This window comes from Pseudomonas sp. O230 (assembly GCF_045447035.1).
Lineage (GTDB): Bacteria > Pseudomonadota > Gammaproteobacteria > Pseudomonadales > Pseudomonadaceae > Aquipseudomonas.
Window position 1 is genome coordinate 515498 of sequence record NZ_JBJGXN010000001.1, and the last position, 24148, is coordinate 539645.

The window sequence follows — 24148 nt, forward strand, 5'->3', positions numbered from 1 at the left end:
GCGCTACATTCAAAATCAATGTGTCAGAAAGACTGCTTTCGCGGGCAAGCCCGCTCCCACAGGGTTATGCTTTGTGACTAATTACTGAAGAGGCGATCCCCGCGCGCAAACTTCCACGTCCGAATGATTTCCAGTCGATCGATATCCGACAAATCCCCGGTAAACGGTGAAAACGGCGCCGCCAGCCTTACGATCCGCTGCGCCGCCTGATCCAGCAGCGGTTGCCCGGACGACTCCAGCACCAGCACTTCATACAGCGAGCCGTCGCGGTTGATCGAGACCATCAAGCGCAAATTGCCGTAAATCTGTTGGCGCCGCGCTTCGTCGGGGTAATTCAGGTTGCCGATGCGCTCGACCTTCTTGCGCCATTCGTCCTTGTACCAGGCACCCTTGTCTTTCATGGTCGAAGCGGCGCTCAGGCGGTGAATGCGCGGGCGCTTGGCGTACAGCTGTTGTTCGTTGGCCAGCTCCGCTTCGAGGCTGGCGATGTCGGTGGACAGTTGTTCACTGTCGAACGTCGGCGCGGCGACCGCAGGTTTGGTCACCGGTTTGGGTTCTTCGGTCTTGGCCGCGGCTTTTTTCGGCTTCGGTGCGACGGTGGTCACGGCAGCCTTGGGCGGCGCTTCCTGAACTTCAGGCTTGGCGGCCGGCGGTGGCGTGACTTTTTGCACCTTGTTGTCCTGGAACGGCGCGACCTCGGTGGTCTTGGGGATCGCCTTTTTATCCAGGGTGCCGCTGCCTTCCTGATTTTCCTGCGCCAGAAAGTCAGCCTTTGCCGGCTTCTTTTCGCTTTTGAAGGTGGCGAGGGTGATTTCCAGGGTTTTGCTGATTTGCTTGGGTTCGACCATCGTAAAGCCGACGCCCAACAGCAAGGCCAGGTGAATCAGCGCCGCGAGAAACAGGGTAAATCCGAGGCGATCGGCCGGGCGCACGCCACGATGGGCGAGTTCAGCGGGCAGATCGGACGGGAGCGTCATGACAAAAAAACCAACATCGCGTTTTTCACAGGCCGCGGATGATAACGCAATGTTGGTTCGATCTTGGCTGTTCTATATCAACGGGCCTTGAGCTTCTGATCGATGGCATCCATCAGCAGGCCGCCGATGTCGGTGCCGAACGCGTTATCAATCTCGCGAATGCAGGTCGGGCTGGTGACGTTGATTTCCGTCAGGTGCTCGCCAATCACGTCGAGGCCCACGAACAGCAGGCCTTTCTCGCGCAGGGTCGGGCCGACTTGCGCGGCGATCCAGCGATCCTTGTCGCTCAATGGGCGGGCTTCGCCACGGCCACCGGCGGCGAGGTTGCCACGGGTTTCGCCGGCCGCCGGAATCCGCGCCAGGCAATAATCCACGGGCTCGCCGTCGATCATCAGGATGCGTTTGTCGCCGTCCTTGATCGCCGGCAGGTACGCCTGCCCCATGATCTGCTGGGTGCCCAGCGCGGTCAGGGTTTCGAGGATCACCGACAGGTTCGGATCGCCCGCGCGGTGACGGAAGATCGAGGTGCCGCCCATGCCGTCCAGCGGCTTGAGGATCACATCGCCATGTTTGGCGGCGAATTCACGCAGCACGTCAGCGCGGCGGCTGACCACAGTCGGCGGCGTGCACTGCGGAAACAGCGTGGCGAACAGTTTTTCGTTGCAGTCACGCAGGCTCTGCGGCTTGTTGACCACCAGCACGCCGGCGCGCTCGGCTTGTTCCAGCAGGTAAGTGGAGTAGACGAACTCCATGTCGAACGGCGGATCCTTGCGCATCAGGATCACATCCAGATCGCTCAGCAGCGCGTCGGTCTCGGCTTCCAGTTCGAACCATTTCTCAGGGTTGGCGAAGACTTTCAGCGGCCGCATCCGCGCGCGTGCTTCACCTTCGCCCTGGTACAAGTCCTGCTGTTCCATATAGAACAGCTCCCAACCGCGCTTCTGCGCGGCCAGCAGCATGGCCAGCGAGCTATCCTTTTTATAGGAGATGCTGGCAATAGGGTCCATGACAATCCCGACGCGAACGCTCATGGGTATTTCCTCGAAATTTGGGTAGGCGCAAGGCCAGAAAAAGTGGCGTCAGAGTGGCGCTGAGTGTGTTCCCGGTCAAGGAAAAACCACTGCAAAGGCCGCCCGATAGATTGCATTTGGAGACTGTGCTAAAAAGGCTGCCATATCGTTCTGGCCCTTAAACATCAAGGGTTTCGAGCCTCCGGTTATCGGAAACGGACAAATTGATTCGCAAAGGCGACGGTAGAGCATCTATGGACCAGCATTCCAGCGCCTTGAAGGTCATGGTGATCGACGATTCGAAGACGATTCGTCGCACCGCCGAAACGCTGCTGAAGAACGTGGGGTGTGAGGTCATCACGGCCATCGACGGTTTCGATGCCCTGGCCAAGATTGCCGACAATCATCCGGGCATCATTTTCGTCGACATCATGATGCCGCGTCTGGATGGCTATCAGACCTGCGCTTTAATCAAGAACAACAGTGCGTTCAAGTCCACGCCAGTGATTATGCTGTCGTCCAAGGACGGGCTGTTCGACAAGGCCAAGGGGCGCATCGTCGGCTCCGATCAGTTTTTGACCAAGCCTTTCAGCAAGGAAGAACTGCTGAACGCGATCCAGGCCCATGTACCGGGCTTCGCCGCTGTTTTGCCGCAGTAGGACACGCACAGTGACGCTCGGCCAACGGGCCCGGCGTCGACAAGAAGAATGGGGAAAACCATGGCACGTATTCTGATCGTCGATGATTCGCCGACCGAAATGTACAAACTGACCGGCATGCTGGAAAAGCACGGTCATGAAGTGTTGAAAGCCGAAAACGGCGCCGACGGCGTGGCCCTGGCCCGTCAGGAAAAACCCGACGCCGTGCTGATGGACATCGTCATGCCCGGCCTCAACGGTTTCCAGGCGACCCGTCAGTTGACCAAAGACCCGGAAACCGGGCACATCCCGGTGATCATCATCACCACCAAGGATCAGGAAACCGACAAGGTCTGGGGCACGCGCCAGGGCGCCAAGGATTACCTGACCAAACCGGTCGACGAAGAGACCCTGATCAAAACCCTGAATAACGTGCTGGCCGGTTGATCACCCGACCATGACCGAGTCGCTGACCGCCTTCGAACTGCTGCTGCAGATCGACCAGCGTTGTCGTCTGCTGGCGGCGGATCTGCCGTCGCAGCCAACCCGACAGGACAGTTGGAGCGGCATCGGTTTTCGTTTGGGCGAAGCGTGGTACGTCGCGCCGATGGGCGAAGTCAGCGAAGTCCTGCACGAGCCACGGTTCACGCAACTGCCGGGGGTCAAGCCCTGGGTGAAGGGAGTGGCCAACCTGCGCGGGCGCTTGTTGCCGATGATGGATTTGTGCGGCTTCTTTGGCCATGAGCTATCGACCGTGCGCAAGCAGCGGCGGGTGTTGGTGGTGGAACATAACGACGTGTTTGCCGGGTTGATGGTCGATGAGGTTTTCGGCCTTCAGCACTTTGCCCAGGACAGTTTTCAGCCGGTGGATAACTTGAGCGGCCCGATTGCACCGTTCATCAAAGGCCGGTTTCAGCGTGAGCAGAATTGGCAGGTGTTCAGCCCGTTCGCGCTGGCGCAGTCACAAAGCTTTATGCACGTAGCGCTGTAAACACGGACCCTGTGGGAGTCGGGCTTGCCCGCGATGCAGGCGACTCGGTCTGACTTGGAACCGAGGTGATGCCATCGCAGGCAAGCCAGCTCCCACAGGTCCGTGCCAGGTTTCAAGGTGGTTGGTTAACAGGCGAGGACCGATGATAAAAGCAAAAACAGGCAAGCCAGAAGGGTCGCGCAGCCGATCGCAGATCATCGCGCTGTTCATCGCGCTGATTGTCTTCATCATGCTGCTGTTCGCCAACTTCGCTTACCTCAATACCCAGGCCTCGTACGACAAACAGTACATCGGCCACGCCGGTGAGCTGCGCGTGCTGTCCCAACGCATCGCCAAGAACGCTACTGAAGCCGCCGCCGGCAAAGCGGCGGCGTTCAAGTTGCTCAGCGATGCGCGCAACGATTTCGCCCAGCGCTGGGGCTACCTGAAGAAAGGCGACCCTTCCACCGGCCTGCCGCCGGCACCGTCCACCGTGCGCCCGGAAATGCGCGCCGTGCAGCTCGATTGGGAGCGCCTGCTGAAAAACACCGACGCCATCCTCTCCAGTGAACAGACGGTTTTGTCGCTGCATCAAGTCGCCGCCACCCTGGCCGAAACCGTGCCGCAGTTGCAGGTCGAATACGAAAAAGTTGTCGAAATCCTCCTGCAACGCGGCGCACCTGCCGCTCAGGTCGCGATGGCCCAGCGGCAGTCGTTGTTGGCCGAACGTATCCTTGGCGCAGTGAACACCGTGCTGTCCGGCGACGAAAGTTCGCAGCAGGCCGCCGATGCGTTCGGTCGCGACGCTTCGCGGTTCGGCAAAGTCCTCAACGGCATGCTGCAGGGCGATCCGGCACTGAAGGTCAGCGAGGTCGAAGACCGTGATGCCCGAGCCCGGTTGATCGAGATTTCCGAGCTGTTCGAATTCGTCTCCGGTTCGGTCGATGAAATCCTCGAAACCTCGCCGCAGCTGTTCAAGGTCCGCGAATCGGCGACTAATATTTTCAGCTTGTCGCAAACCCTGCTCGACGAAGCCTCGCACCTGGCCACCGGCTTCGAAAACCTCGCCGGCGGGCGCAATTCAGACACCATTGGCGGCTACGTTCTGGGGCTGGCGGCGCTGATGTCGATCATCCTCATCGGGATGGTGATGGTGCGCGAAACCAACCGTCAGCTGCGCGAGACGGCCGAGAAGAACGAACGCAACCAGAACGCGATCATGCGCCTGCTCGACGAGATCGAAGACCTTGCCGACGGCGACCTGACCGTGACCGCTTCGGTGACCGAAGACTTCACCGGGACCATCGCCGATTCGATCAACTATTCCGTGGACCAGCTGCGCGATCTGGTGGCAACCATCAACCTCACCGCCGGCCAGGTCGCCGCCGCCGTGCAGGAAACCCAGGCCACCGCCATGCACCTGGCGCAGGCCTCGGAGCATCAGGCGCAACAGATCAGCGAGGCCTCCACCGCGATCAACGACATGGCGCAGTCCATCGATCAGGTGTCGGCCAACGCCGCCGAATCTTCGGCGGTGGCCGAGCGTTCCGTGGAAATCGCCAACAAGGGCAATGAAGTGGTGCACAACACCATCCACGGCATGGACAACATTCGCGAGCAAATTCAGGACACCGCCAAGCGCATCAAGCGTCTGGGCGAGTCTTCCCAAGAGATCGGCGACATTGTCAGCCTGATCGATGACATTGCCGACCAGACCAACATCCTCGCACTCAACGCCGCGATCCAGGCTTCCATGGCCGGTGATGCCGGGCGCGGTTTTGCGGTGGTGGCCGACGAGGTGCAACGGCTGGCCGAGCGTTCCTCCGCCGCGACGCGGCAGATCGAAACACTGGTGCGGGCGATCCAGGCCGACACCAACGAAGCGGTGATTTCCATGGAGCAAACCACCACCGAAGTGGTGCGCGGTGCGCGTCTGGCGCAGGATGCCGGTGTGGCCCTGGAAGAAATCGAAGGCGTGTCGAAAACCCTTGCGGCGTTGATCCAGAGTATTTCCAACGCGGCCCAACAGCAGACGTCTTCGGCCGGGCAGATTTCCCTGACGATGAACGTGATCCAGCAGATCACCACGCAGACCTCGTCCGGCTCCACCGCCACGGCCGAGAGCATTGGTAACCTGGCGAAAATGGCCAGCCAGTTGCGACGCTCGGTGTCCGGTTTCACCTTGCCGGCGGCCAAGGCGCAGACTGTGGATAAAGTGTGAAGCGCCCGCGGGCGCTCGAACGATGAACGGAGTGGTTATGGGTGATCGGCACGACTATGTGGCCCTCGAATGGGTCAAAGGCGAGATTGCCGAAACGCTGAAAGTGGCTCACCAGGCGATTGAAACGTTGCTTGATGACCCTCAGGCGACGCACGCCCTCAGTGAATGCCTGGCGTGCATCCATCAGGTTCACGGCAGTTTGCAGATGGTCGAGTTTTACGGCGCGGCCCTGCTCGCCGAAGAAATGGAGCAACTGACCGCAGCCTTGCAGCAGGACCGCGTCATTCATCGCGACGAAGCGATCCGCTTGCTGCTGCAAGCGATCGGTCAGCTGCCGGTCTATCTCGACCGCATACAAGGCGCGCGCCGCGATTTGCCGTTGGTGGTGTTGCCGCTGATCAACGACCTGCGCAGCGCCCGTGGCGAAAGCCTGTTATCGGAAACCAGCCTGTTCACCCCGCAATTGCCGGGCCTGCCGCCACTGGATGAAGAGGTGCTGGCGCTGCTGGAACCGGCGGACCTGCCGAACGTGTTGCGCAAGTTGCGCCAGATGCTGCAGATGGCCCTGGCCGGTTTGCTGCGCGAGCAGGATGACGACACCCATCTCGGTTACCTGAGCACCGTGTTTTCACGCCTCGAAGGGCTGTGCGGGAATGCGCCGCTGAGCCCGTTGTGGCAAGTTTGCTCGGCGCTGGTCGAAGGCATGCACGGCGGCTCGATCGCCAACAGTCCGGCCCTGCGCAGCCTGTTAAAAGACGCTGACAAAGAACTCAAACGCCTGCTCGAACAGGGCATGTGCGCGATCAATCAGCCGGCGCCGCCGGAGTTGCTCAAGAGTTTGCTGTTTTACATCGCCAAAGCCGAACACCCCACCGGGCAGATGCTGACCATGAAAGATCGCTACGGACTGGACGACGCGCTGCCTGACAGCGCGATGGTCGACGAAGAACGGGCACGGCTGGCCGGCCCTGACCGCGATGCCATGCGCTCGGTGCTGGCCGCGCTCTGCGAAGAGCTGGTGCGGGTCAAAGAACGCCTGGACCTGTTCGTGCGCAGCGACCGCCAGCACGCCTCGGACCTCGAAAGCCTGCTGGCACCGCTGCGGCAAATCGCCGACACCCTGGCGGTGCTCGGTTTCGGCCAGCCGCGCAAGGTCATCATCGATCAACTGGCGGTGGTGCTCAGCCTCGCCCAGGGCCAGCGCGAACCCAATGATGCAATCCTGATGGACGTCGCCGGCGCCTTGCTCTACGTCGAGGCGACGCTGGCCGGCATGGTCGGCACTGTCGAGCCGGAGAGCCAGGAAGAAAGCCGCCTGCCGACCACCGACCTGACGCAGATCCACCAGATCGTGATCAAGGAAGCCCGCATCTGCCTGCAGCAGGCCAAGGACATGATCGTCGACTACATCGACGCCGACTGGGACCGCCAGCATCTGCAACCGTTGCCGGCCTTGCTCACTCAGGTGCGCGGCGCGCTGGCGATGATCCCGCTGAGCCGTGCGGCGAGCCTGATCGAAGCCTGCAACCACTTTATCCGCGAGCATCTGCTGCTGGACCCGGACCAGCCTGGCTGGCAGGCGCTGGACAGCCTGGCCGACGTCATCACCAGCATCGAGTATTACCTTGAGCGTCTGAGCGATGACCCGGAAGCGTCCGGTGAGCAACTGCTCGACGTTGCGGAAAAGGGCCTGGCAGCGCTCGGCTTTTTCCCTAGCGAACAGACCGTGCCGGTGCTGGACGATGTGCTCAGCCCGAGTGAGGCGCAGGTCATGCAAGACTTGCAGGAACTGGACGATCCGGACGTCGTCCAGACCTTGGCCGATGTCCTCGCCAACCCGGTGTCGGCGGTCAATCCGCCGGCCCTGAGTACGCCGGGCAGCCTGTTGCCACCGCCACCAGGTGAAGAGCCGGTGGACGATGAACTGCGGGAAGTCTTCCTCGAAGAAACCGACGAGGTCCTGGAGATCCTCCGGGAATATTTGCCACGCTGGGCGGCCAATCCCAAGAGCGAATCGACCCTGAGCGAACTGCGCCGGGCCTTCCACACGCTCAAAGGCAGTGGCCGGATGGTGCGCGCGCTGGTGCTGGGTGAACTGGCGTGGGCCGTGGAAAACCTGCTCAACCGCGTGCTGGAGCACAGCATTGAACCCGGGCCGGCAGTGCAGCAACTGCTCGGTGATGTACTGAACCTGCTGCCGGAACTGGTGGCTGAGTTTGCCGGCAATGCCCAGCGCCAGCGCAACGACGTCGACCAACTGGCCGCCCGCGCCCATGCGCTCGCCAAGGGTGACAAGCCGTTAGCCGATGAGGACGTGCAGGATGTCGCGGCCCTCGACCCGTTGTTGCTGGAGATCTTTCGCAACGAAGCCGAAACCCATCTGGCCAGCCTCAACCGTTTCCTCGATCAGGCCGCCGAACAGGTGCCGTTGCAGGCCAGCGACGAATTGCAACGCGCCTTGCACACGCTCAAGGGCAGTGCGTCCATGGCCGGCGTGTTGCCGATTGCCGAGCTGGCGACGCCGCTGGACCAACTGGCCCGTGAGTACAAGGCGCACCTGATCGCCCTGGACCTCGACGAGGTCGAATTGCTGCTGGAAGCCGAAGGCGTGTTCCGCGTCGGGCTGCGCCAGCTCAAGGTCGATCCGCTGGCGGAAATTCCCGGCGCCCGTTCGTTGATCGAAAGAACCCAGGCGCTGCTGGCCGAGCGTCTGCAAGCCCTGTTGAACACGCCGAGCCTGGCGCTGCGAACCAAGCGCGATCCGCAATTGATCAACAACTTCCTGGCTCAGGGCATGGACATCCTGCTGGACGCCGAAAGCCTGTTGCAGCGTTGGCAGCAGCACCCCGGTGAACGTCAGGAACTCAGTGCGCTGCTGGATGAATTGACCACCCTCGGCGAAGGCGCGCACCTGGCCGACTTGCATCCGGTGGATGAGCTCTGTGAAGCCTTGCTTGATCTCTACGGTGCCGTCGAAGAAAGCAGCCTGGCGGTCAGCGAGGCGTTTTTCCATGAGGCAAAAAGTGCCCACGAAGCGCTGATCAATATGCTCGACGAGTTGGCTGCCGGTCAGGAAGTCAGCCCGCAACCGGAGCGTATCCGGGCCTTGCGCGGTTTGCTCGACGCGAGCCTCGACCCGTCGGCCATGGGCCTGATTCGCAGTGACGGCAGCCGCACCCTGAGCATTCGGGAACTGGGCAGCGTCACCGCCGAACTGGCGCAGACCTCTGTAGGCGCCGGCTTGTCGGCGATGGACTCACAGGCGCCGCGTTTATCCCATGAAAACGCGTCAACGTTAACGACCATCGCCGGCAAGCCAGCGCCTACAGAAGATCGCGGTCTGGACGACGAGATCGTGTCGATCTTCCTCGAAGAGGCAGTGGATATCCTCGAAAGCGCGGGTCAGGCCTTGCAGCGCTGGCTGAATGACCCGGACAACGCCGCACCGTTGCTGTCGTTGCAGCGGGATTTGCACACGCTCAAGGGCGGTGCGCGGATGTCCGAGGTCAATCCGGTGGGAGACCTCGCCCATGAGCTGGAAAGCCTTTACGAAGGGCTTGTCGATCGCCGTTACAGTCACAGCGAAACGCTGGCGCAGCTGTTGCAACACAGCCATGACCGACTGGCGCAACTGCTTGAGCAATTACAGCACCACAAGCCGCTGGGTGATCCGGCTGAGCTGATCGAAGCCATTCGCGAGTTCCGCCACGGCAACGCCAGTGCGCCAGAAGTCGCCGAGCCTGCACGGGCCGAGGACTCACCGGGGCATGATCCGGAGCTGCTGGAAATCTTCCTCGAGGAAGGTTTCGACATCATCGAAAACTCCGGCGCGGCGTTGGTGCGCTGGCAGGCCGAACCTTCCAGTCGTCAGGAAATGGAAACCCTGCTGCGCGACCTGCACACCCTCAAGGGCGGTGCGCGGATGGTGGAAATCGGCCCGATCGGCGACCTCGCCCATGAGCTGGAGTTTCTCTACGAAGGCTTGTCCGCCGGCACGCTGAAACCGACTGCCGCGCTGTTCGGGCTGTTGCAAAGCAGCCATGACCGACTGGCGCAAATGCTCGACGCGACCCGCGCCGGCCAACCGTTGCCGCCAGCGGATCGGCTGATCGACGCGATCAGGAATTTCAGCCATCCGGAAGTGCTCGAAGCACCGGTTGCCGTGCCCGCTGCGCCAAAGGTCGAGGCGTCTGCGCCACAAGTTGATGCCGGTGCCGACATGGTCAAGGTCTCGGCTGAACTGCTCGACGACTTGGTCAATCTGGCCGGGGAAACCTCGATCTTCCGTGGCCGCATCGAACAGCAGGTCAACGATGCCCGCGTGGCGTTGAACGAGATGGAAACCACCATCGAACGCATGCGTGATCAATTGCGTCGGCTCGATACCGAAACCCAGGGCCGGATTCTCAGCCGCCAGCAAGTCGACGCCGAGCGCTCGGGCTACGAAGAATTCGATCCGCTGGAAATGGACCGTCACTCGCAGTTGCATCAACTGTCGCGGGCGCTGTTCGAATCCGCCTCCGACCTGCTCGACCTCAAGGACACGCTCGACCGGCGCAATCAGGACGCGGAAAACCTGCTGCAACAGCAAGGCCGCGTCAATACCGAGTTGCAGGAAGGCCTGATGCGTTCGCGCATGGTGCCGTTCGAGCGGATGCTGCCGCGCTTGAAACGCATCGTCCGCCAGGTCGCCAGCGAACTGGGCAAGGACGTGGAATTCGTGGTCGGTAATGCTGAAGGCGAGATGGACCGCAACGTCCTCGAACGCATGGCCGCGCCGCTGGAGCACATGCTGCGCAACGCGGTGGACCATGGCCTGGAATCCGCCGAAGTGCGCATCGCGGCCGGAAAACCGGCGCAGGGCCGAATCACCCTCGACCTGTCTCGTGAGGGCGGCGATATCATTTTCGACATCCGCGACGACGGCGCCGGTGTGCCGCTGGACGCGGTGCGGCGCAAGGCGATCAAGCGCGGATTACTCGCGCCGGACAGCGACATCAGCGACCGCGACGTGCTGCAGTTCATCCTGCAACCGGGGTTTTCCACTGCCGAGAAAATCACCCAGATTTCCGGGCGCGGCGTCGGCATGGACGTGGTTCACGAGGAAGTCCGGCAACTGGGCGGCAGCATGAGCATCGACTCGGTGCCGGGGCAGGGCGTGCATTTCCGCATTCGCCTGCCGTTCACCGTGTCGGTCAATCGGGCGCTGATGGTGCAGTGCGGTGAGGACCAATACGCGATCCCGCTGAATACCATCGACGGCATCGTGCGTGTGCTGCCCAACGAACTTGAAGGGCATTACCGGCTCGATCCACCGACCTACAAATACGCCGGGCAGCACTATGAGTTGTGCTACCTCGGCGAACTGCTGAAGACCAGCACGCGCCCGAAACTGTTGGGCCAGAGCCTGCCGTTGCCGGTGTTACTGGTGCAATGCAACGAGCGCCACATCGCGGTTCAGGTGGATGCCATGGCCGGCACCCGGGAGATCGTGGTGAAAAGCCTCGGCCCGCAATTCGCCGCGGTGCAGGGCTTGTCCGGGGCGACGATTCTGGGCGATGGCCGCGTGGTGCTGATTGTCGATCTGCTGGCGCCGATCCGCGCGATGCAGGCGCGGGTGCCGCAACAACCGCTGAGGCAGGACGCAGAAACCGAGCCGCACAAGCCGTTGCTGGTATTGGTGGTCGATGACTCGGTCACTGTGCGCAAGGTCACCAGCCGTTTGCTCGAACGCCACGGCATGAACGTACTGACCGCCAAGGATGGCGTCGATGCCATGTTGCTGCTCGAAGAACACCTGCCGGACCTGATGCTGCTGGACATCGAAATGCCGCGCATGGACGGTTTCGAAGTCGCCACCCAGGTGCGCGCCGACGAGCGCCTGCAACACCTGCCGATCATCATGATCACCTCGCGCACCGGCCAGAAACACCGCGACCGCGCCATGGCCATCGGCGTCAACGACTACCTCGGCAAGCCGTACCAGGAATCGGTGCTGCTCGAAAGCATCGCCCTGTGGAGCAAAACCCATGCTTGAACATCGCACCAGCAACCTCACGGGGCTGTTGTTGCCCTTGGCGGATCGCAATTTGATTTTGCCCAACGTCGCGGTTGCGGAACTCATCGATTACCAATCCAGCGCCTTCGACCTCGACACCCCACCGTGGTATCTCGGGCGGGTTACATGGCGCAACCGGCAGATTCCGCTGCTGAGTTTTGAGTCGGCGTGCGGCGAAAAGATTGTGATTGGGGAGCGGGCGCGGATCGTCATTCTCAATGCGCTCGGTGGGCGACCGGAGCTGAAATTCATCGCATTGCTGGTGCAGGGGATTCCACGCTCGTACAAGCTCGACAGTCAATTGAGCTATGTCGATGTGCCGTTGTGTTCGCTGGAACAGGCGGCGGTGCAGGTGGGGGACCAAGTGGCGAAGGTGCCGGATTTGTTGGCGCTGGAGGAATTGTTGGTGAGCGCCGGGCTGATCGACTGATCCTGAATTTGCTGTGACTTCACGGGCCCCTTCGCGAGCAAGCCCGCTCCCACATTTGAAATGCATTCCAATGTGGGAGCGGGCTGGCCCGCGAAGGCGACAGCACTGCCAATTGATCCCTTCAGCCGATCATTACCCTGACCGTAACGATCCGTCTCTCTGCTTGATTGATGCCCCCACCCCAACACTCCTAAGGTGACCCCCACGACAGCGAACCCGTGGAGTGGTCATGACAACAACAATATCCCCCGACTCGCGATGGACGCGGCGGCGCAGCGAAAAGCAGCGGCGTCTGGCGTTGGTCAAAGGCTTGGCCGACGGTGTGGTCCTGCCCACCGACAATATCGTGGCGGCGCTCGAAGCCTTGATCCTGCCCGGCGACCGCGTGGTGCTGGAGGGCAACAACCAGAAGCAGGCGGATTTCCTCTCCCGCTCACTGGCAAAAGCCGATCCGACAAAACTGCACGACCTGCACATGATCATGCCCAGCGTCGGCCGTTCCGAGCATCTGGACCTGTTTGAACGCGGCATTGCCCGCAAGCTCGATTTCTCGTTTGCCGGCACTCAAAGCCTGCGCATCAGCCAATTGCTTGAAGATGGCTTGCTGGAAATCGGCGCGATCCACACCTACATCGAGCTCTACGCGCGGTTGGTGGTGGACCTGATTCCCAACGTCGTGCTCTCGGCCGGTTTCATGGCCGACCGCGCCGGCAATATCTACACCGGCCCCAGCACCGAAGACACGCCGGCATTGATCGAGCCGGCGGCTTTCAGCGACGGCATCGTCATCGTGCAGGTCAATCAGTTGGTGGACGACGTCACTGACCTGCCACGCGTCGACATCCCCGCCTCGTGGGTCGATTTCGTCGTAGTGGCCGACAAGCCGTTCTACATCGAACCGCTGTTCACCCGCGACCCACGGCACATCAAGCCTGTGCACGTGTTGATGGCGATGATGGCGATCCGCGGAATCTACGAAAAACACAACGTCCAGTCGCTGAACCACGGCATCGGTTTCAACACCGCCGCCATCGAATTGATCCTGCCGACCTACGGCGAATCCCTCGGCCTCAAAGGCAAGATCTGCCGTAACTGGACGCTCAATCCACACCCGACCCTGATCCCGGCCATCGAAAGCGGCTGGGTCGAAAGCGTGCATTGCTTCGGCACTGAACTGGGCATGGAAAACTACATTGCCGCGCGGCCCGACGTGTTCTTCACCGGGCGCGACGGCTCTCTGCGCTCCAACCGGATGTTCAGCCAACTGGCCGGGCAATACGCGGTGGACCTGTTCATCGGCGCGACCCTGCAAGTCGATGGTGACGGCCATTCTTCCACAGTGACGCGTGGTCGCCTCGCCGGTTTTGGCGGGGCGCCGAACATGGGCCACGACCCGCGTGGGCGTCGTCACGGCACGCCGGCCTGGCTCGACATGCGCCACGGCGATGCGCCGGAACCCTTGCTCGAACGCGGCAAAAAACTCGTGGTGCAAATGGTCGAGACCTTCCAGGAGGGCGGCAAACCGACCTTTGTCGAAACCCTCGATGCGATTGAAGTGGCGAAGAAAAGCGGCATGCCGCTGGCGCCGATCATGATCTACGGCGACGACGTTACTCACCTGCTGACCGAGGAAGGCATCGCCTATCTGTACAAGGCGCGTTCGCTGGAAGAACGCCAGGCGATGATCGCCGCCGTCGCCGGCGTGACCGTCATCGGCCTGCGCCACAACCCGAAAGACACCGCCCGCATGCGCCGCGAAGGCTTGATCGCTTTGCCTGAAGATCTCGGCATCCGCCGCACCGACGCCACCCGCGAATTGCTCGCCGCCAAAAGCGTGGCCGATCTGGTCGAGTGGTCCGGTGGCCTCTACAGCCCGCCCGCCAAATTCAGGAGCTGGTAATGCACGCCTTCAACCTGCAACCGAAAACGTTAACCCTGGCCGAACGGCTGGCGGACCTGGCGGTGGACGCGCTGATCGACGAAGCGGACTTGTCGCCGAAACCGGCGCTGGTCGATCGTCGCGGCAATGGCGCGCATACCGATTTGCACCTCGGGCTGATGCACGCGTCGGCGTTGTCGCTGTGGCCGGCGTTCAAGGAAATGGCGGAAGCGGCCAGCGCGTTTGGCGAAATTGGCTTGCCGCTGCGCGAAGCGGTGGGACGAATCGGTCGGGAAGGGGAGCAGGCAATGCTCGCCACCACCGGGGGTGTGAATACCCATCGCGGGGCGATTTGGGCCTTGGGCCTGTTGGTCGCTGCCATGGCGCTGGAGCCGCAATCCACGTCCGCCGGCTCAATCACGTTGCGTGCTGCACGCCTGGCCTTGCTCGATGACCGCTACGCGCCACGTCCTTTGAGCCACGGCGCTCAAGTCGCCCAACGCTACGGCGCTCGCGGTGCCCGAGAAGAAGCCCAACTCGGTTTCCCTTCGGTGATTCAACGCGCCTTGCCGCAACTCAAACGCAGCCGCGCCGCCGGCCATGGCGAGCAGAACGCCCGCCTCGATGCCTTGCTGGCGATCATGACTCAACTGAGTGACACCTGCGTGCTCTACCGCGCCGGCGAACACGGCCTGCAAACCATGCAGTTCGGCGCGCAAGCGGTGCTCGATGCGGGCGGCAGCGCCAGCCTCGCCGGCCGACGTCGTTTGCATGAACTGGACGAACAATTAATCGCGTTGAATGCCTCGCCCGGCGGTGCTGCGGACCTGCTCGCCGCCTGCCTGTTCATCGACCGCATCGAGTCGGCTGACGGCCTCAACCAGGGAGCGTTTTGATGGAAACCTTATCCTTTGAATTCCCCGCCGGGCAGCCGCCACGCGGCCGCACGCTGGTGGGTTGTGTCGGCTCGGGCGATCTGGAAGTGCTGATCGAACCGGGTCAGGCCGGCAAGCTGACCATCAAGGTGCAGACCTCGGTCAATGGCGCCGAACAACGCTGGCAGCATCTGTTTGCGCGGATGTTCGACGGCCAGACACCGTCGGCGATGGCCATCGATATCCACGACTTCGGCGCAACACCCGGCGTGGTGCGCTTGCGTCTGGAACAAGGCTTTGAGGAGATCGGCCATGACTGACAGCAAAGACCTCCTGCACAAACACAGCTTCGTCGAACTGGGCGCGCGGCAACGGGCGAAAGCCTTGCTCGACACCGGCACCTTGCGCGAATTGCTCGACCCGTTTCAACGCGTCATGTCGCCATGGCTGGCGCGCCAGGGCGTGGTGCCGCAAGCCGACGACGGCGTAGTGATCGCCAAGGGCAGCATCGGTGGGTTGCCAGTGGTGATCGCCGCCATCGAAGGCGCGTTTCAGGGCGGCAGCCTCGGTGAAGTCGGCGGGGCGAAGATTGCCGGTGCATTGGAGCTGGCCGCCGAAGACAACCGCAACGGCATTCCCACCCGCGCCGTATTGCTGCTGGAAACCGGCGGCGTGCGCTTGCAGGAAGCCAACCTCGGGCTGGCAGCGATTGCCGACATCCATGCGGCGATTGTCGATCTGCGCCAATACCAGCCGGTGATCGGCGTGGTGGCGGGCAGCGTCGGTTGCTTTGGCGGGATGTCGATTGCCGCCGGGTTGTGCAGCTATTTATTGGTCACCCAGGAAGCACGGCTTGGTCTGAACGGTCCGCAGGTGATCGAACAGGAAGCCGGGCTTGAGGAATACGACTCCCGCGACCGGCCTTTCATCTGGAGCCTGACCGGTGGCGAGCAACGTTTTGCCAGCGGGTTGGCGGATCGCTTTGTTGCCGATGACGTGGCGCAGATCCAGCAGCAGGTCAGTGAGTTGCTGCAACAAGGCTTGCCGGAACAACAACGCAGCCGTCAGGCCGACCTGTTCCTGCAACGGTTGGCCCGCCTGGACGCCGAGCCGCAAATCGATGCGGCAACGGTTCGCGATCTGTATCAAGGAGAGCGCTCATGAGTTCGTATTCGTTGAGAGGTTTGCACTGGTTCGACGCCTTGAGTGCGGGCGCGAAACCGGTGGACGGCCTGCCGGCTTCGTTGAAAGTCGCTGATGGTGTGGTGGGCGAACAACCCGTGCGGTTTATCGCGGTGGTGGCTGATCCCGACAACCGTTTTGTCCGCGCTCGCAACGGTGAAGTGGGTTTGCTGGAAGGTTGGGGGTTGGCCAAGGCTGTGGATGAAATCATCGCGGCTGACGCTGACAAATCGCACAAGCGCGCCGTGATCGCGATCATCGATGTGCCGAGTCAGGCCTACGGTCGGCGCGAAGAAGCACTCGGCATTCATCAGGCACTTGCCGCTGCGGCAGACAGTTATGCCCGTGCCCGGTTGGCCGGCCATGCGGTGATTGGTTTGCTGGTGGGCAAGGCGATGTCCGGGGCGTTTCTGGCCCATGGGTATCAGGCCAATCGATTGATCGCGCTGCGTGATCCGGGCGTGATGGTGCATGCGATGGGCAAGGCGTCAGCAGCTCGGGTGACCTTGCGCAGTGTTGAAGAATTGGAGGCGCTGGCCGCCAGTGTGCCGCCGATGGCGTATGACATCGACAGCTACGCCAGTCTCGGTCTGCTTTGGGAAACCCTGTCGGTGGAGCAGATTGAGCAGCCCACATCAGCGGATCTGGCGCGGGTGACGGAGTGCCTGAGTCTGGCGATTGGCAATGTTGCCGCAAGCGGTCGCGATTTGAGCGGCCGCTTGGGCGCGAGTAACCGCGCCGCTTCGAGCAAGGTTCGCCAACTGCTGAGAGAACAGTGGTGAACACGTTTCTGGCTCACGACCTGCTGTGGGGGATGACCCCGGAGCAGTTGCCCGTAGATGCGCCCGCGTGGGTGGTCGAGTCGCTCCATGCGGGACAGCCAGTGGTGGTTCGGCGTGCGTTGAGTACGCCGGACTTCATCGCGGTCGGCGTGCGTGGACGGTTGCGCGAGCAGCGCTTTGCAACGGTGATGGCGGTCGATGCGATTTCCCGTTGCGTCAGGCCGGAAGAGCTTCGTCATGTCTCGATTGAGCGGGATCTGCCGGCAGTGCGTGACCTGCGCCAACTGCGGCCGCTGCTCGATGGCTGCGGTTGGGTGTGGGGTGTCAGCGGTAGCGCCGGGTTTGAGTTGGCCGGCGGTTTTCAGGCATTACACGAGGGCAGCGATCTCGACTTGATCCTGCGCACACCGCAACCGTTGGATCGCTTGAAGGCGCAGGCACTGCTGAAGATTCTGGACACGGCTGTGTGCCAGGTGGACATGCAATTGCAGACGCCTTTCGGTGCCGTTGCCCTGCGCGAATGGGCCGGCTCCGCACGCCGGGTGCTGCTGAAAAATGCCCGTGAAGCCTGTCTGGTGATTGATCCGTGGAACCCGCAGGAGCAAGCAGCGTGAGCAGTTTGCTGGTGTTCCCAGGGCAAGGCGCGCAGCAGCCGGGCATGCTCCATCGTTTGCCGCGCGAGACGCTGATCGAGGCCAGTGAAGTGCTCGGTGAAGAGGTGTTGCTGCTCGATTCTGCCGAAGCGCTGAAGTCGACACGGGCGGTTCAGCTTTGCCTGTTGATCGCCGGTGTCGCAGCTTCGCGTCAGTTGTCCATGGCACCGGATTACGTGGCGGGATTGTCCATTGGCGCCTATCCGGCGGCAGTGGTAGCGGGGGCCTTGAGCTTCAGTGATGCACTGCATCTGGTCAGCCTGCGTGGTGAATTGATGCAGCAGGCTTACCCACACGGTTACGGCATGACGGCGATCATCGGCCTCGATCTGGCGACGGTGGAAACGTTGCTGGCGCAGGTTCACAGCGTCGACACGCCGGTTTATCTGGCCAACATCAATGCCGATAACCAGGTGGTGATTGCCGGCAGCGATGAAGCAATGAACGCCGTGGCGGCGTTGGCGAAGCGTCGCGGTGCCGGTTTGGCAAAACGCTTGGCCGTCAGTGTGCCGTCGCACTGTCCGCTGCTGGATGCACCAGCGAAAACCCTGGCCGAAGCCTTCGCCAAGGTGCTGCTGAAAACGCCGACGTTGGGCTATCTCAGCGGCAGTCGCGCCCGGCCCATCATCAACATCGAAGCCTTGCGCGATGACCTGGCTTACAACATGTGCCGCATCGTCGATTGGCGCGGCACGGTACAAAGCGCCTACGAGCGCGGCGTACGGCTACAGATCGAAATGCCGCCCGGTGCGGTGCTGACCGGGCTGGCGCGCCGGGTATTCGAGCAGGGCACCGTGATTGCCTTCGACGGGGCGCGGCTCGACACCTTGCAGGCGCTGTTGCGTGAGGAGGGAAGCCGCCAACCCTAGACCACCGACTCAGGCCTTCGAACAACAAAAACAACATTCGACGATGCACTTTGAGGACTACAACAATGATTATTTACGGTGTGGCGCTGTTGGCGATCTGTACGCTGGCGGGGGTGATCATGGGTGACGCGCTTGGCGTGTTGCTCGGCGTTAAATCCAATGTGGGCGGGGTCGGGATCGCAATGATCCTGCTGATCTGCGCACGGTTGTGGATGCAAAAGCGTGGCGGCATGACCAAGGATTGCGAGATGGGCGTCGGCTTCTGGGGTGCGATGTACATTCCGGTGGTGGTGGCGATGGCGGCGCAACAGAACGTCGTGACTGCGTTGCACGGCGGCCCGGTGGCGGTGCTTGCCGCGATCGGTTCAGTGGTGCTTTGCGGCTGCACCATTGCCCTGATCAGTCGGACCCACAAAGGCGAACCGTTGCCCGATGAACCCGAGGAAGTATCCCCGGTTGGCACGCCAGTAGGAGGTCGCTGATATGTGGGATCTCATCGAGAAAGGTCTGGAGCATAACGGTCTGGTCACGGCGTTCGCGTTTGTCGGCGTGATCATGTGGGTGTCGGTGGTCTTGTCCAAACGCCTGACGTTCGGGCGAATTCATGGCTCGGCGATTGCCATCGTCATCGGCCTGGTGTTGGCCTGGGTCGGCGGCACCATGACCGGCGGGCAAAAAGGCCTGGCGGACCTGACGCTGTTCTCGGGTATCGGGTTGATGGGCGGCGCGATGTTGCGCGACTTTGCCATCGTTGCCACGGCCTTCGAAGTGCAGGCCACCGAAGCGAAGAAGGCCGGGATGATCGGCGTGATCGCGCTGCTGCTGGGCACGATTCTGCCGTTCATTGTCGGGGCGAGCATTGCCTGGGCGTTCGGTTATCGCGATGCGGTGAGCATGACCACCATCGGCGCGGGCGCGGTGACTTACATCGTCGGGCCGGTGACTGGTGCGGCGATTGGCGCCAGTTCCGATGTGATGGCGCTGTCGATTGCCACCGGGTTGATCAAGGCAATCCTGGTGATGGTCGGCACGCCGATGGCCGCACGCTGGATGGGGCTGGATAACCCGCGCTCGGCCATGGTGTTTGGCGGGTTGGCCGGCACCGTCAGCGGTGTGACCGCCGGGTTGGCGGCGACGGATCGGCGGTTGGTGCCTTATGGCGCGTTGACCGCGACGTTCCACACCGGGCTAGGGTGCTTGCTGGGGCCTTCGTTGCTGTACTTCATTGTTCGGGGGATTGTTGGGTAGGTTCTGAATTTGTATCGGCTGCTTTGACGCCATCGCCGGCAAGCCGGCTCCTACAAGGAATGCGGCACACCCTGTAGGCGCTGGCTTGCCAGCGATGGCCGCGACGCGGTCTCAAGCGTGGCGATTGGCATACATCCGACACTCCGCCAGCAGCGCCAGCAAGTTCGGATCGCGCTCCTTGGCCTTCAAGAACACCACGCCGATGTGCTGCTGCAACCGATACTTTTCCTGCAACGGAATCAGCTTCACCCGGTTCTCATACACCGCCGCAATCCGCCCCGGCAGCAACGCATAACCCACCCCCGAGCTGACCATGCTCAGCAGGGTGAAGATGTCGTTGACCTGCATCGCCACCTTCGGTTCGAACCCCGCCTGCTTGAACACCCGATTGCCATCCTGGTGCGTGGCGAAGCCTTGGGTCAGGGTGATGAACGTTTCGTCGCGGACTTCGGCCAGATCCACTTCGATGCGTTGGGCAAACTTCGAGTCCGCCGGGGTCGCCAGGAAGATGTCATCGGAAAACAGCGGAATCTGCTCACAGTCCGGGTCGTTCACGCTGTCGTCCAAAGACACCAGGATTGCGTCGACTTCCATGTTCTTGAGCTTGTACAACAGGTCGAAATTCGAACCGAGGATCAAGTCGATGTTGAGTTCGCTGCGGCGGATCTTCAGGCCCATGATCAGTTGCGGCACGGTCTTCACCGTCAGCGAATACAATGAGCCCAACTTGAAGCGCTCCGCCGAGAACCCGGCGGCTTCGCGGGTCAGGCGCACGGTTTCGACCACGTCCTGAATCAGCTTCTGCGCTCGTTCTTCCAGCACATAAGCGCTTTCCAGCGGCGTCAGGTTTCGGCCTTCGTGCTTGAACAATGGGCAGCGCAGGGCGTTTTCCAGGGAATGGATCGCCCGGTGCACGCTGACGTTGCTGGTCTGCAATTCGGCAGCGGCGCGAGCCAGATTGCCGGTGCGCATGAAGGCGAGGAACACCTCGAGCTTTTTCAGGGTCAATTCTTCGTCGATCAGCATGGGCGTGACTCTTGTTCGAATGGCTCGATTGTGCACGTATGTTGGGGTGTTTGTAGTTTGAAACATTGCGCTTTTACGCTTGAGGCCTGAGCCTTGCGCGATGTTGGATTGGATTTCGAGGTGAGCAATACATGTATCACGGGGAAAGATTGAACGCCTGGACGCACTTGGTCGGGGCGGTGGCGGCGGCGGTCGGGGTGGTGTGGATGCTGGTGATCGCCGGCATGGACGGCAGCCCGTGGAAGATTGTCAGCGTGGCGATTTACGGTTTCACCTTGATGGTGCTCTACAGCGCCTCGACCGTTTACCACAGCGTGCGCGGGCGCAAGAAAGCGATCATGCAGAAGGTCGATCACTTTTCGATCTACCTGTTGATCGCCGGCAGCTACACGCCATTTTGCCTGGTGACCTTGCGCGGGCCGTGGGGCTGGACGTTGTTCGGGATTGTCTGGGGGCTGGCGCTGATCGGCATCCTGCAAGAGATCAAGCCGCGTTCGGAAGCGCGGATTTTGTCGATTGTGATTTATGCGGTGATGGGCTGGATCGTGCTGGTGGCGGTCAAGCCGCTGCTGGCGGCGCTGGGCACGACCGGGTTCGCGTGGCTGGCGTCGGGGGGGATTTTGTACACCGTGGGGATTGTTTTCTTCGCCCTGGATCATCGGTTGCGGCATGCGCACGGGATCTGGCATTTGTTCGTGATTGCGGGGAGTTTGCTGCACTTTGTGGCGATTTTCTTTTACGTCCTTTAAATCGTGTCACGGCCATCGCCGGCAAGCCGGCTCCTACAGGTTTTGTGTCGCACACAAAATCTGCGGCCACCACGAACCCTTGTAGGAGCTGGCTTGCCAGCGATGGGGCCCTAGAAGTCACCCCACAACTGCTGGGCCACCGCCAACGCCACAACCGGCGCGGTCTCCGTGCGCAACACCCGCGGGCCGAGGCGAGCAGCATGAAAACCAGCGCCCTTGGCCTGATCCACCTCAGCCTCCGACAACCCACCCTCAGGCCCAATCAAGAACGCCAGCGTCCCCGGCTTCGCGTGACTCACCAACGGCTCCGCCACCGGATGCAACACCAACTTCAAATCCGCCTCAATCTGCTTCAACCAATCCGCCAGCAGCACCGGCGGATGAATCACCGGTACCCGTGAACGCCCGCATTGCTCGCATGCGCTGATCGCCACCTGACGCCAATGCATCAAGCGTTTGTCGGCACGCTCGTCTTTCAGTCGGACTTCACAGCGGTCGCTGAAGATCGGGGTGATTTCAGTCACGCCCAGTTCCGTGGCTTTCTGAATCGCCCAATCCATCCGCTCGCCACGGGACAAACCCTGGCCGAGATGGATCTGCAGCGGCGATTCGATTTGCCCGGCGAAGCTTTCGTCGATCTGCACCACGACGCGCTTCTTGCCGACCTCGGCCAGCGTCGCGCGAAACTCATCGCCCGAGCCGTCGAACAGTTGCAGCGCATCACCCTCGGCCATGCGCAGCACGCGGCTGATGTAGTGGGCCTGGGCCTCGGGCAACTCGTGCTCGCCGGTGCTCAGGGGGGCGTCGATAAAGAAGCGGGACAGTCTCATGCTGGGTCTCTGTAATTCATGTGTAGGTCTTGGCGCCCCTATCGCGGGCAAGCCCGCTCCCACAGGGTGTACGCCGTCACTGTGGGAGCCGGGCTTGCCCGCGATGGCGGCAGCGCAGGAACCACAGACGCTTGAGTGAAATCAATCAGCCCGGATCGCGGAACCCGGGATGGAAGTCTTTCGGCACCGAGACGCTCACGCTATTGCGGGTCGCAATGTCGATTCCTTCAGTGGCGACTTCCGCCAGAAAGTCGATCTGCTCCGGGGTGATCACGTAGGGCGGCAGGAAATACACCACGCTGCCCAATGGACGAAGTAGCGCACCGCGCTCCAGCGCATGCTGGAACACCTTCAAGCCGCGACGTTCCTGCCACGGGTAAGCTTCCTTGGTGGCCTTGTCCTTGACCATCTCGATGGCCAATACCATGCCGGTCTGCCGCACTTCCGAGACGTTCGGGTGATCGGCCAAATGTGCAGTAGACGAGGCCATGCGCTCGGCCAACGCCTTGTTGTTCTCGATGACGTTGTCTTCTTCGAAGATATCCAGCGTCGCCAAGGCTGCCGCGCACGCCAGCGGGTTGCCGGTGTAGCTGTGGGAATGCAGGAAGGCGCGCAGGGTCGGGTAGTCGTCGTAGAACGCGCTGTAGACGTCTTCGGTCGTCACGCAGGCCGCCAGCGGCAGGTAACCGCCAGTCAGGGCCTTGGACAGGCAGAGGAAGTCCGGGCGGATGCCGGCCTGTTCGCAGGCGAACATGGTTCCGGTGCGGCCGAAGCCGACGGCGATTTCGTCGTGGATCAGGTGCACGCCATATCGGTCGCAAGCTTCGCGCAGCAGTTTCAGGTACACCGGGTGATACATGCGCATGCCGCCGGCGCCCTGGATCAGCGGCTCGACGATCACCGCCGCAACGCTGTCGTGATGTTCGGCCAGGGTCTGTTCCATCGCGGCGAACATGTTGCGCGAGTGTTCTTCCCAGCTCATGCCGTCCGGGCGCAGGTAACAATCGGGGCTCGGTACCTTGATGGTGTCCAGCAGCAACGCTTTGTAGGTTTCGGTGAAGAGCGGTACGTCGCCCACCGACATCGCCGCCATGGTTTCGCCGTGGTAGCTGTTGGTCAGGGTGACGAAGCGCTTCTTGTTCGGCTGGCCGCGGTTGAGCCAGTAGTGAAAACTCATTTTCAGCGCGACTTCGATGCAGGACGAACCGTTATCGGCGTAGAAACACCGCGTCAGGCCTTCCGGTGTCATCTTCACCAGGCGCTCTGACAACTCGATCACCGGTTGATGGCTGAACCCGGCGAGGATCACGTGCTCCAGTTGATCAACCTGATCCTTGATGCGCTGATTGATGCGCGGGTTGGCGTGGCCAAACACGTTGACCCACCAGGAGCTGACCGCGTCGAGGTAGCGTTTGCCTTCGAAGTCTTCCAGCCACACGCCTTCACCGCGCTTGATCGGGATCAGCGGCAACTGTTCGTGGTCTTTCATCTGGGTGCAGGGATGCCACAACACCGCGAGATCGCGTTGCATCCACTGATTATTCAGGCCCATATCCAGTCTCCTCGAGGCGGTCCGCGACAGGCGCGGACATACAATCGCGCAAGCCTATGCAATGCGTGGCATCGGGACAACCCATTGTGTCGAATGAGCTACTTTGTTTAGGGCGACAGACGTTGCTGGCGGGCCCTTGATGGCTGACGTATTCTTCGCGGTTCTTTGAGTCGCCTGACTCGTAAAACTGCTTTTTTCT

General features: G+C 61.7%; 21 protein-coding genes. 16 read left to right on the plus strand and 5 right to left on the minus strand.

What is annotated here, in order from left to right; genetic code table 11:
• Positions 1-77: 77 nt before the first annotated feature.
• Together ACI77H_RS02495 and gshB are read right to left on the minus strand one after the other, a co-directional pair.
• Positions 78-977, minus strand: coding sequence for an energy transducer TonB (locus tag ACI77H_RS02495; protein ID WP_407010177.1), 900 nt, complete (start codon positions 975-977; stop codon positions 78-80).
• A 77-nt stretch (positions 978-1054) separates the two neighbouring features.
• Positions 1055-2008 (minus strand): glutathione synthase, encoded by a 954-nt coding sequence (gshB, locus tag ACI77H_RS02500; RefSeq protein WP_407010178.1) that lies wholly within the window; start codon positions 2006-2008, stop codon positions 1055-1057.
• A 233-nt stretch (positions 2009-2241) separates the two neighbouring features.
• On the opposite strand from gshB, the gene pilG reads away from it, so the two are divergent.
• The 15 genes from pilG (at position 2242) to madM (ending at position 19792) form a co-directional block, all read left to right on the plus strand.
• Positions 2242-2646 (plus strand): twitching motility response regulator PilG, encoded by a 405-nt coding sequence (gene pilG, locus ACI77H_RS02505; RefSeq protein ID WP_027926573.1) that lies wholly within the window; start codon positions 2242-2244, stop codon positions 2644-2646.
• Positions 2647-2706: 60 nt separating this feature from the next.
• Positions 2707-3072: a twitching motility response regulator PilH gene (gene pilH, locus ACI77H_RS02510; protein WP_008068134.1), complete on the plus strand. Its 366-nt coding sequence runs from the start codon at positions 2707-2709 to the stop codon at positions 3070-3072.
• Positions 3073-3082: 10 nt separating this feature from the next.
• Entirely contained in the window at positions 3083-3616 is a 534-nt protein-coding gene (locus tag ACI77H_RS02515) for a chemotaxis protein CheW (protein ID WP_407010179.1), read from the plus strand.
• Between the two features lie 142 nt (positions 3617-3758).
• Entirely contained in the window at positions 3759-5816 is a 2058-nt protein-coding gene (locus ACI77H_RS02520) for a methyl-accepting chemotaxis protein (protein ID WP_407010180.1), read from the plus strand.
• 37 nt (positions 5817-5853) lie between these two features.
• Positions 5854-11853 carry an Hpt domain-containing protein gene (locus ACI77H_RS02525; RefSeq protein WP_407010181.1) on the plus strand — a complete coding sequence of 2000 codons (6000 nt, stop codon included), beginning with the start codon at positions 5854-5856 and terminating at the stop codon, positions 11851-11853.
• On the plus strand, positions 11846-12304 hold the full coding sequence (locus ACI77H_RS02530) for a chemotaxis protein CheW (protein ID WP_407010182.1): 459 nt from the start codon (positions 11846-11848) through the stop codon (positions 12302-12304). The genes ACI77H_RS02525 and ACI77H_RS02530 overlap by 8 nt, the downstream gene beginning before the upstream one ends.
• Before the next feature lie 229 nt (positions 12305-12533).
• Positions 12534-14204 (plus strand): malonate decarboxylase subunit alpha, encoded by a 1671-nt coding sequence (mdcA, locus tag ACI77H_RS02535; RefSeq protein ID WP_407010183.1) that lies wholly within the window; start codon positions 12534-12536, stop codon positions 14202-14204.
• Entirely contained in the window at positions 14204-15079 is an 876-nt protein-coding gene (locus tag ACI77H_RS02540; RefSeq protein ID WP_407010184.1) for a triphosphoribosyl-dephospho-CoA synthase, read from the plus strand. The genes mdcA and ACI77H_RS02540 overlap by 1 nt, the downstream gene beginning before the upstream one ends.
• Positions 15079-15378, plus strand: a complete 300-nt coding sequence (locus ACI77H_RS02545) for a malonate decarboxylase subunit delta (protein ID WP_407010185.1) — start codon at positions 15079-15081, stop codon at positions 15376-15378. The genes ACI77H_RS02540 and ACI77H_RS02545 overlap by 1 nt, the downstream gene beginning before the upstream one ends.
• Positions 15371-16222 (plus strand): biotin-independent malonate decarboxylase subunit beta, encoded by an 852-nt coding sequence (locus tag ACI77H_RS02550; RefSeq protein ID WP_407010186.1) that lies wholly within the window; start codon positions 15371-15373, stop codon positions 16220-16222. The genes ACI77H_RS02545 and ACI77H_RS02550 overlap by 8 nt, the downstream gene beginning before the upstream one ends.
• The gene (gene mdcE / locus ACI77H_RS02555) at positions 16219-17022 is read left to right on the plus strand and encodes a biotin-independent malonate decarboxylase subunit gamma (RefSeq protein WP_407010187.1); all 804 of its coding nucleotides are present in this window, start codon (positions 16219-16221) and stop codon (positions 17020-17022) included. Before ACI77H_RS02550 ends, mdcE begins: the two co-directional genes overlap by 4 nt.
• Positions 17016-17636: a malonate decarboxylase holo-ACP synthase gene (locus ACI77H_RS02560; RefSeq protein ID WP_407010188.1), complete on the plus strand. Its 621-nt coding sequence runs from the start codon at positions 17016-17018 to the stop codon at positions 17634-17636. The genes mdcE and ACI77H_RS02560 overlap by 7 nt, the downstream gene beginning before the upstream one ends.
• Positions 17633-18544, plus strand: coding sequence for a malonate decarboxylase subunit epsilon (gene mdcH / locus ACI77H_RS02565; RefSeq protein WP_407010189.1), 912 nt, complete (start codon positions 17633-17635; stop codon positions 18542-18544). The genes ACI77H_RS02560 and mdcH overlap by 4 nt, the downstream gene beginning before the upstream one ends.
• Before the next feature lie 65 nt (positions 18545-18609).
• Positions 18610-19026 (plus strand): malonate transporter subunit MadL, encoded by a 417-nt coding sequence (gene madL, locus ACI77H_RS02570; RefSeq protein ID WP_407010190.1) that lies wholly within the window; start codon positions 18610-18612, stop codon positions 19024-19026.
• A gap of 1 nt (position 19027) precedes the next feature.
• Complete coding sequence (gene madM / locus ACI77H_RS02575; protein ID WP_407010191.1) at positions 19028-19792, plus strand: malonate transporter subunit MadM; 765 nt, start codon at positions 19028-19030, stop codon at positions 19790-19792.
• Between the two features lie 111 nt (positions 19793-19903).
• On the opposite strand, the gene ACI77H_RS02580 is transcribed toward madM, so the two are convergent.
• Positions 19904-20818, minus strand: a complete 915-nt coding sequence (locus tag ACI77H_RS02580; RefSeq protein WP_407010192.1) for a LysR substrate-binding domain-containing protein — start codon at positions 20816-20818, stop codon at positions 19904-19906.
• 131 nt (positions 20819-20949) lie between these two features.
• Between ACI77H_RS02580 and ACI77H_RS02585 the strand changes: the two genes are divergently transcribed.
• On the plus strand, positions 20950-21567 hold the full coding sequence (locus ACI77H_RS02585; RefSeq protein WP_407010193.1) for a hemolysin III family protein: 618 nt from the start codon (positions 20950-20952) through the stop codon (positions 21565-21567).
• 110 nt (positions 21568-21677) lie between these two features.
• Here ACI77H_RS02585 and ACI77H_RS02590 read toward each other — a convergent pair whose 3' ends face one another.
• Positions 21678-22397 carry a 16S rRNA (uracil(1498)-N(3))-methyltransferase gene (locus ACI77H_RS02590; RefSeq protein WP_407010194.1) on the minus strand — a complete coding sequence of 240 codons (720 nt, stop codon included), beginning with the start codon at positions 22395-22397 and terminating at the stop codon, positions 21678-21680.
• A gap of 145 nt (positions 22398-22542) precedes the next feature.
• Positions 22543-23949 (minus strand): adenosylmethionine--8-amino-7-oxononanoate transaminase, encoded by a 1407-nt coding sequence (locus tag ACI77H_RS02595; protein WP_407010195.1) that lies wholly within the window; start codon positions 23947-23949, stop codon positions 22543-22545.
• Between the last annotated feature and the right edge of the window lie 199 nt (positions 23950-24148).

What these genes read in the sequence shown, in the direction of transcription:
- ACI77H_RS02495 (WP_407010177.1), bottom strand. Translation starts at nt 977, where the DNA reads ATGACGCTCCCGTCCGATCTGCCCGCTGAACTCGCCCATCGTGGCGTG.
- gshB (WP_407010178.1), bottom strand. Translation starts at nt 2,008, where the DNA reads ATGAGCGTTCGCGTCGGGATTGTCATGGACCCTATTGCCAGCATCTCC.
- pilG (WP_027926573.1), top strand. Translation starts at nt 2,242, where the DNA reads ATGGACCAGCATTCCAGCGCCTTGAAGGTCATGGTGATCGACGATTCG.
- pilH (WP_008068134.1), top strand. Translation starts at nt 2,707, where the DNA reads ATGGCACGTATTCTGATCGTCGATGATTCGCCGACCGAAATGTACAAA.
- ACI77H_RS02515 (WP_407010179.1), top strand. Translation starts at nt 3,083, where the DNA reads ATGACCGAGTCGCTGACCGCCTTCGAACTGCTGCTGCAGATCGACCAG.
- ACI77H_RS02520 (WP_407010180.1), top strand. Translation starts at nt 3,759, where the DNA reads ATGATAAAAGCAAAAACAGGCAAGCCAGAAGGGTCGCGCAGCCGATCG.
- ACI77H_RS02525 (WP_407010181.1), top strand. Translation starts at nt 5,854, where the DNA reads ATGGGTGATCGGCACGACTATGTGGCCCTCGAATGGGTCAAAGGCGAG.
- ACI77H_RS02530 (WP_407010182.1), top strand. Translation starts at nt 11,846, where the DNA reads ATGCTTGAACATCGCACCAGCAACCTCACGGGGCTGTTGTTGCCCTTG.
- mdcA (WP_407010183.1), top strand. Translation starts at nt 12,534, where the DNA reads ATGACAACAACAATATCCCCCGACTCGCGATGGACGCGGCGGCGCAGC.
- ACI77H_RS02540 (WP_407010184.1), top strand. Translation starts at nt 14,204, where the DNA reads ATGCACGCCTTCAACCTGCAACCGAAAACGTTAACCCTGGCCGAACGG.
- ACI77H_RS02545 (WP_407010185.1), top strand. Translation starts at nt 15,079, where the DNA reads ATGGAAACCTTATCCTTTGAATTCCCCGCCGGGCAGCCGCCACGCGGC.
- ACI77H_RS02550 (WP_407010186.1), top strand. Translation starts at nt 15,371, where the DNA reads ATGACTGACAGCAAAGACCTCCTGCACAAACACAGCTTCGTCGAACTG.
- mdcE (WP_407010187.1), top strand. Translation starts at nt 16,219, where the DNA reads ATGAGTTCGTATTCGTTGAGAGGTTTGCACTGGTTCGACGCCTTGAGT.
- madL (WP_407010190.1), top strand. Translation starts at nt 18,610, where the DNA reads ATGATTATTTACGGTGTGGCGCTGTTGGCGATCTGTACGCTGGCGGGG.
- madM (WP_407010191.1), top strand. Translation starts at nt 19,028, where the DNA reads ATGTGGGATCTCATCGAGAAAGGTCTGGAGCATAACGGTCTGGTCACG.
- ACI77H_RS02580 (WP_407010192.1), bottom strand. Translation starts at nt 20,818, where the DNA reads ATGCTGATCGACGAAGAATTGACCCTGAAAAAGCTCGAGGTGTTCCTC.
- ACI77H_RS02585 (WP_407010193.1), top strand. Translation starts at nt 20,950, where the DNA reads ATGTATCACGGGGAAAGATTGAACGCCTGGACGCACTTGGTCGGGGCG.
- ACI77H_RS02590 (WP_407010194.1), bottom strand. Translation starts at nt 22,397, where the DNA reads ATGAGACTGTCCCGCTTCTTTATCGACGCCCCCCTGAGCACCGGCGAG.
- ACI77H_RS02595 (WP_407010195.1), bottom strand. Translation starts at nt 23,949, where the DNA reads ATGGGCCTGAATAATCAGTGGATGCAACGCGATCTCGCGGTGTTGTGG.